A 6656-nucleotide genomic window follows, 5' to 3' on the forward strand; every position below is an offset into this window, starting at 1 on the left:
TCCTTATTGTTTTGGGTTTCCTGTTAGCTGAATGAAACCATCAAGATTTTCGCCCTGCAAATATTCTTTGTTTTGATCAAAATGGATATTTAATCCTTGCAAATCCGTCTCATCTTGTATCAAAGAAAACTGCCCCTCGCCATCAAAGATTCGCATCTGATAATCATACACACCTTTTTGACTCCATAACACAAGTCCATCCTCTCGAATAAAGCGAATGCTTTGTGGTGCATAATATTTATCTTTGATAGCTTTTAGATATGGTGCATAATATTCCTCTTTTCGTCCTTGAGAATCTAGCTGATAGGCAAACACTTCATAACCCTCATCGTATGTGTTATAGCGCAAGATTCTTGAACCATTTGCAACAAGTGAAAGCGGCTCGATGGTGAGCAAAAAAAACTCAAAATCCCCAATCTCGATGCTTGGAATGTTGGTCCCAATGTCCTTATATGCGCTCTCATCTTGCTCAAAAAACAAAATACTGCCCACACTTAAGAGCAATAAACCAATAAAAAAAGCATAAATACTAAAGGAAATATTTTTGAAGCTCATTGCCATATTCTTTGCATGTAATATCTCTAATTTCTTTTTCTACTTTAAACTTAGATTCTTTAGCAAGAATATCCTCTATCATCTCGCGCACTGCACCCTTGCCACCTTTTTTTTTCAAGACATTTCTTGCAACTGCTTTAATTTCCTTAGCACTATCTTTAGGTGCATAGCTTTGCTTGATACGCACAAACATTGGCAGGTCATTCAAATCATCTCCTATACACGCTACTTCATCATTTGCAAGATTAAGCTTTACCAAAAGCTCTTGCACCACCGCACCCTTATCACTCACACCCATATACACAAACTCAACGCCAAGCTCTTTGGCTCTTCTTTCCACGATAGAAGACTCACGACCGGTGATAATGGCACTTTTGCGTCCTAATTGCTTATTCCACACGCTTAAAGCCAAGCCATCTTTGGTATTAAAGCTCTTTAACTCCTCGCCATTTTGTGTGTAAGTTACTTCGCCCGTTGTCAAAGTGCCATCCACATCAAGGAGCAAAAGCTGAATGTTTTTCATAATACACCTTTGGTGCTTGGTGTAGAGATTCTAGCGTTTGGCGTGAGTGCGCGACGCAAACTCACACCAAACGCTTTAAACATCGCTTCTGTAATATGGTGCAAATTCTTGCCACGCTCACACACAATATGCGCACTTATATTAGCATTAAAGCACACTGCACGAAAGAATTCTTCCACAAGTTCCACATCAAAGCTACCAATTTTCCCCCTATAATGCTCCCCTACTTCAAAAACCAAAAAAGCGCGATGTGAAAGATCTATATCACAAGCAACACACGCCTCATCCATCACTACACGCGTATTACCAAATCTCTCTACACCATTTAGTGGATACAGCATATACTTTAGCGCCTCGCCTAACGCTATGCCACAATCTTCTACGCTATGATGATCATCAATATGCGTATCGCCCTGGCATGTAAGAGTAAGATCTATAAGGCTATGCTTACTAAAAGCCTCTAGCATATGGTTAAAAAAACCTACGCCACTCTCAATCTTTGATACACCATTCCCATAAAGCACTGCCTCTAAACTAATATCCGTCTCTTTTGTTTTACGTGTATGTGCTATGTGGTCTTTCATAAAGCTACCTTTGTAAAGAATCTAAAATGCCACCATTTTACCAAAATATTCACGCTCCACGCAAAAAATAGCCAAAAATTATCTCTTTAAGGCAAAGTTTATTACAATGTCTACATCACTTACCAAGGGGCAATCATGAATGATTTGCAATTTCTCGCACCATTTTTTACACACAAGAGGGTATTGATCCTTATAAGTGCGTCTGTGTCGTTGTATAAAATGCTAGATGTTATAAGCACACTCACCAAATTTGGCGCACACGTTAAGGTGGTGATGAGCAAAGAAAGCACTACTTTTATCAATCCTATTCTTTTTGAAGCGCTTAGCAAAAATGTTGTTTTACACCAAGATTCACAAAATTGGACGCATACAGATGCACCAAACCACACTAGTTATGCCAGATGGGCAGAAGTCGTGCTTATCGCCCCAGCCACCGCAAATACTATAGCCAAACTCGCATGTGGTATGGCTGATAATATCATTTTGTGCACTGCACTTGCTTCTAATGCACCAAAACTTATTGCTCCAGCGATGAATACAAATATGCTCAATGCTCCGCAAACGCGAGAAAATCTTGCAAAACTCCAAACATTGGGATTTAACATTATCGAACCTAGAGATTCTCTCCTAGCGTGTGGGGAATATGGTAAGGGAGCGTTAGCTAAGCATAATGATATAATCTTTGCTCTAGTCCAACTTTTTGTAGAAATGGGAATGTTTCATAATACGGGGTTTTGGCATGGCAAAGAAGTTATCATCACGGGGGGAGGTAGCAAAGAAAATATCGATAGTGTGCGTGTATTAAGCAACCTATCAAGTGGCAAGCAAGCCTATTTTCTCGCTCTAGCACTATATGTTTTGGGTGCAAAAGTATTTTTGATAAGCTCAAATGTGCCCACCATACTTCCGCAAGACTTGCATTTTATCGAAGTCTCAAATTCACTCCAGTATTATCAAGCCATCATAGAATCTAAAAAAATGTGCAAGGATAAACCTATCTTATTTATGGCAGCAGCAATAGCAGACTTCATACCAGAAGTGGTAAGCCAAACCAAAATCAAAAAAGATTCACTAACAAAACTTCAACTCACATTAGAAAAAAATATGGACATCTTAAGCAAACTTCCTGCCAGTGAGTTTATCAAGGTTGGATTCAAGGCTGAAGATGATTATCAAAACGCACTACAAAATGCCAAAGAAATGCTACACAAAAAAGAGTGTAAAGTGGTATGCCTCAATGTCTTAGATTCGCTAAAAAACGCTTTTGGCACGGATACCAATCAAATGACACTCATTAGTGCTGACGCAACGCAAGAAACGCCACTTCTTGATAAATTTAGCTTAAGTTTTGAAATCGTTGCTTTCACACAGCAAGTCCTTCTTAACGATGATCACACGCATTAATGCCCTACAAAAGCTTCTTTTGGATTCAGATTCTAAAGCCTTGCGCTTTAATGCGAATCTCCCAGTATCACTCAAAGTTTTACAAAAACTTGATATGAGCACATATCTCTTGCAGGTAGGCACGAAAACACTTAAAACAACAAGCTACAAACCTCTGCATATAGGGCAAAAATATTGGGCACAAATGACAAACACAAAAGATGGAAATATCGTGCTAAATAATCTTATAGAGCGACCTAAAGTGCTAGATTTTATCGCACAAAGCCCACTAAAATTCTCTCCAGATACACTTCAAGAAGCACTAAAAGATTTGTATGGAGAATTCCCCAAAGAAATGGCGCAATTTAGTGCAGAGCAAATGGCACAAGCAAAGGATAAATCAGAGTTTGAATATTTTGGTTTTGTGCTTATGGGACTAAAGCATGGGGTGTTAAACCTGTGTGTCTCTGATGGAAACTCACAAGCTGGGCTTTTACAACTTACAGGAAATAAACATCAAATCACCTTTTGTGCGATTATGCCAAATTTGGGGATTATCAAAGGGACAATCACACTACGAGATGACACATTACATCTTGCACTTACGACAAATTTTGAAAATACCCTCAAGCTTTTGCAATCTTATGCGCACAAGCTTGAAGGCTTTCAATCTATAAACTTCGAAAAAGTCGCACAACTCCAACCACTTTTTACGCAAAATACAGAATATTTGCTCAATATCACAGGTTAAGATTCTAAACCCCATAGAGTCTTTAAAAACACTCAATCCTAACTTTTGTATCTAAAGAGAACAGTATTATGTAATTTGGCATAGAAACTATAATTACGAGACACCAAGAATACATAGATAGGATGATTCAAAAATTGTGAGATGTCGCCACAATAAACTTCTACCAAGATGATTCTAGGCACATACTTTTGCCAATTGTTAGATTGCAAAACTTCCAAATCAAGAGCCTCACAATCAATGCTCAAAATATCAATACGGGTATTTGATGGCAAGTGCAAATCTAAAATTTCACTAAGTTTTCTAACACAAATAGGAACTCTTGCCTTAATAAAATACAAAGGATTTTTCTCATAAGATGCTGAAAGCTCCTCGGAAAAACCATTCAAAGCAGGTTCATTAAAAATATGATATATTAATTCCCCCCCCCCCGAAGCTACACCGCATTCAATATTAATATCTCTGGGACGAAAACGATTAAAAAGCTTCATTGAACCTGGCATTGCATCAATATTAATACCTCTCCATCCCCGCTTATACAACAAATACGTATTTGAAAATCTAAATGGATGGTGTGCCCCTACATCAACATAAAAGCCATCTTTCTGATCCCCAAAAATTCGCGACAATAATAAATCTTCACCCTCTTGTGAATAACACTTCGTAGCAAACCTTGTAATATACAAATTCTTGAAACTAATCAAGGTATCGTATAATGCCTTGGGTAACAAAAACGACAACAGAGATTTTGCTAAACCTTTCATATGCATTGTTCTCCAGAAAAATCTACCCTACAATATCTACATAATACAACCGAGAACATCAGTGTATTTCCTAAAATTTTACCCTAAATAAACTTGCAAGTCTTTTAAATAGCCTCTGTTTAAGCCAAAATGGCATATAATGCACAGCTTAAAAACTTTAACCTACCGCAAAAGGAGCATGGTATGATACTTAAAGGTAAAAAAGGTCTTATCGTAGGTGTAGCAAATAATCGATCTATCGCGTATGGCATAGCAAAGGCTTGTAGAGAGCAAGGTGCAGAACTTGCTTTTACATTTCTAAATAGTGCACTTGAAAAACGCGTGCGTCCAATCGCCCAAGAGTTAGGAGCAAAAGATCGTGTGTATGAGCTTGATGTGAGCAAACCAGAGCATTTTTCTGCGCTCGTAGAAAGCCTCAAAAACGATTTTGGGAATCTCGATTTTGTGGTGCATTCTGTGGCATTTGCACCAAAAGATGCGCTTGAGGGTGCATTTGTCGATACAACCAAAGAGGCATTTAACACTGCTATGGAAATTTCTGTGTATTCTTTTATTGAACTTAGTCGCTATATCTTGCCATTGCTTAATACTGGGGGATCGATCCTTACGCTCACCTACCTTGGAAGCGTCAAATATGTGACCAATTATAATGTAATGGGTGTTGCAAAAGCAGCATTAGAATCTAGTGTGCGCTACCTCGCTTATGATTTAGGCAAAAAACATATCCGCGTCAATGCGATCTCTGCGGGTCCTATCAAAACTCTAGCGGCAAGTGGCATAGGGGATTTTAATATTATGCTTAAATGGAATGAGGCAAATGCTCCATTGCAAGAAAATGTTAGCATCGAGCAGGTAGGAAATTCTGCAATGTATCTTTTGAGTGATCTTGCAAGTGGTGTTACAGGAGAAGTGCATTATGTGGATTGTGGATACAACATCATGGGTATGTGCTCTACAGAAGAAGTCGATGGCAAGCTTGTGCCACGATGGGATAGCGTGAAAAATAGCTAATGTCCAAACAACTCCATCTCATCTCACTAGGCTGCACCAAAAATCTTGTAGATTCTGAAGTGATGCTTGGCAAACTTGCTAATTATAAGATCACACAAGATGTGGATAAAGCTGATGTGATCATCATAAATACCTGTGGTTTCATAGAATCTGCCAAACAAGAGAGTATTGCTACGATCCTACAAGCAAGTGCAAACCGCAAGGATGGTGCCCTACTCGTGGTAAGTGGGTGTTTGAGTGAGCGTTATTATGACGAGCTCAAAGAACAAATCCCAGAGATTGATATTATCACAGGCGTGGGAGATTATGGTAAGATAGATTCTATGATTGAAACTAGACAAAGCCGATATTCACGCAAGGTATTTCTTGCTGATGAATATAATGATCGTGTGATTACTAATTCTTCATTTCATAGTTATATCAAACTAAGCGAGGGGTGCAACCAAAAATGTAGCTTTTGTGCAATCCCTTCTTTTAAAGGCAAACTACACTCGCGCACGCTAGATTCTGTCATCAAAGAACTAGAGATTCTTTATAATAAAGGCTTTAGGGATTTTAGTTTTATCGCTCAAGATTCTAGCTCATTTCTGCGTGATCAAGGTCTCAAAAATGGGCTTATTGAACTTATACATCGCATAGATTCTTTGCAACTTCCGATAACAGCGCGTATTCTCTATCTCTATCCCAGCACCACAAGCATAGAGCTTATAAACACCATAGCCAACTCACGCACATTTTTACCATATTTTGATATGCCAATCCAACATATCAGCGACTCTATGCTAAAGATTATGAATCGTGGTGCAAATCGTGCCACACACGAAAAACTCATAAACGCTATGGATACAATCCAAGGTCGATTTATGCGCACAAGTCTCATTATCGGACACCCCGGCGAAAGCGAGGAGGATTTTATAGAACTTTGTGCGTTTGTAAAACAAAGCCCATTTGATAGGATTAATATTTTTGAATACTCGCCACAAGAAGATACAAAAAGCTTCACGCTTCCAACAATAGAATCTAAGATAATCACCAAACGCATTAACACAATAAACAAGATTCTAAAAAAAAAGAAAAGAGCGGAGTCG

General features: G+C 38.5%; 8 protein-coding genes. 4 read left to right on the forward strand and 4 right to left on the reverse strand.

Annotated elements, in window-relative coordinates; translation table 11 throughout:
* Window positions 1–3: 3 nt before the first annotated feature.
* The 3 genes from C6H22_RS02345 to hisB are packed head-to-tail and all read right to left on the reverse strand — an operon-like array spanning window position 4 to window position 1662.
* The gene (locus tag C6H22_RS02345; RefSeq protein ID WP_104693729.1) at window positions 4–555 is read right to left on the reverse strand and encodes a hypothetical protein; all 552 of its coding nucleotides are present in this window, start codon (window positions 553–555) and stop codon (window positions 4–6) included.
* Window positions 530–1078 carry a KdsC family phosphatase gene (locus tag C6H22_RS02350; RefSeq protein WP_104693730.1) on the reverse strand — a complete coding sequence of 183 codons (549 nt, stop codon included), beginning with the start codon at window positions 1076–1078 and terminating at the stop codon, window positions 530–532. Before C6H22_RS02350 ends, C6H22_RS02345 begins: the two co-directional genes overlap by 26 nt.
* Complete coding sequence (gene hisB / locus C6H22_RS02355; RefSeq protein WP_104693731.1) at window positions 1075–1662, reverse strand: imidazoleglycerol-phosphate dehydratase HisB; 588 nt, start codon at window positions 1660–1662, stop codon at window positions 1075–1077. The genes C6H22_RS02350 and hisB overlap by 4 nt, the downstream gene beginning before the upstream one ends.
* Before the next feature lie 135 nt (window positions 1663–1797).
* Here hisB and coaBC point away from each other — a divergent pair, with 135 nt between their 5' ends.
* Together coaBC and C6H22_RS02365 are read left to right on the forward strand one after the other, a co-directional pair.
* Window positions 1798–3066: a bifunctional phosphopantothenoylcysteine decarboxylase/phosphopantothenate--cysteine ligase CoaBC gene (gene coaBC, locus C6H22_RS02360; protein WP_104693732.1), complete on the forward strand. Its 1269-nt coding sequence runs from the start codon at window positions 1798–1800 to the stop codon at window positions 3064–3066.
* Complete coding sequence (locus C6H22_RS02365) at window positions 3050–3796, forward strand: hypothetical protein (RefSeq protein WP_104693733.1); 747 nt, start codon at window positions 3050–3052, stop codon at window positions 3794–3796. The genes coaBC and C6H22_RS02365 overlap by 17 nt, the downstream gene beginning before the upstream one ends.
* A gap of 38 nt (window positions 3797–3834) precedes the next feature.
* On the opposite strand, the gene C6H22_RS02370 is transcribed toward C6H22_RS02365, so the two are convergent.
* Window positions 3835–4557: an FkbM family methyltransferase gene (locus C6H22_RS02370; RefSeq protein ID WP_104693742.1), complete on the reverse strand. Its 723-nt coding sequence runs from the start codon at window positions 4555–4557 to the stop codon at window positions 3835–3837.
* A gap of 183 nt (window positions 4558–4740) precedes the next feature.
* Between C6H22_RS02370 and fabI the strand changes: the two genes are divergently transcribed.
* Together fabI and C6H22_RS02380 are read left to right on the forward strand one after the other, a co-directional pair.
* The gene (gene fabI / locus C6H22_RS02375; RefSeq protein ID WP_104693734.1) at window positions 4741–5568 is read left to right on the forward strand and encodes an enoyl-ACP reductase FabI; all 828 of its coding nucleotides are present in this window, start codon (window positions 4741–4743) and stop codon (window positions 5566–5568) included.
* Window positions 5568–6656: MiaB/RimO family radical SAM methylthiotransferase (locus C6H22_RS02380; RefSeq protein WP_104693735.1), on the forward strand; the 1089-nt coding region annotated here is incomplete at its 3' end. The genes fabI and C6H22_RS02380, both read left to right, overlap by 1 nt.

This window comes from Helicobacter equorum (assembly GCF_900198655.1).
Classification (GTDB): Bacteria; Campylobacterota; Campylobacteria; order Campylobacterales; family Helicobacteraceae; genus Helicobacter_F; species Helicobacter_F equorum.